The sequence below is a fragment of the Pseudomonas sp. DE0010 genome, from assembly GCF_007680745.1.
GTDB classification, from domain to species: domain Bacteria; phylum Pseudomonadota; class Gammaproteobacteria; order Pseudomonadales; family Pseudomonadaceae; genus Aquipseudomonas; species Aquipseudomonas parafulva_B.
This window is the reverse complement of record NZ_VEJQ01000097.1, coordinates 1-341: the sequence shown is the minus strand read 5'-3', so window position 1 is coordinate 341 and position 341 is coordinate 1. Positions and strand designations below refer to the sequence as shown.

At 64.5% G+C, this 341-nt stretch carries 1 protein-coding gene; it reads left to right on the top strand.

What is annotated here, in order from left to right; all coding sequences use genetic code 11:
* Window positions 1-341: M3 family metallopeptidase (locus FS767_RS21815; RefSeq protein ID WP_144968184.1), on the top strand; the 341-nt coding region annotated here is incomplete at both ends.

Sequence of the window (341 nt, the reverse complement as noted above, 5' to 3'; positions counted from 1 at the left end):
AGATGGCCGAGAGCAGCGACCAGGTGCTGGGCTTCCTGCGCGACCTCGCCGTGCGCTCAAAGCCCTTCGCCCAGCGCGACCTGGAAGAACTGCGCGCCTTCGCCGCCGAACAGGGCGTGCAGGATCTGCAGAGCTGGGACACCGGCTACTTCGCCGAAAAGCTGCGCCAGCAGCGCTATTCCCTGTCCCAGGAAGAGGTCCGTGCCTGGTTCCCGGTGGACAAGGTGTTGTCCGGCCTGTGCGCCACGGTGCAGAAGCTCTATGGCATCGAGATCGCCGAGTTGCGCGACTTCGAGAAGTGGCATCCGGACGTGCGCCTGTTCGAGATCAAGGAAAACGGC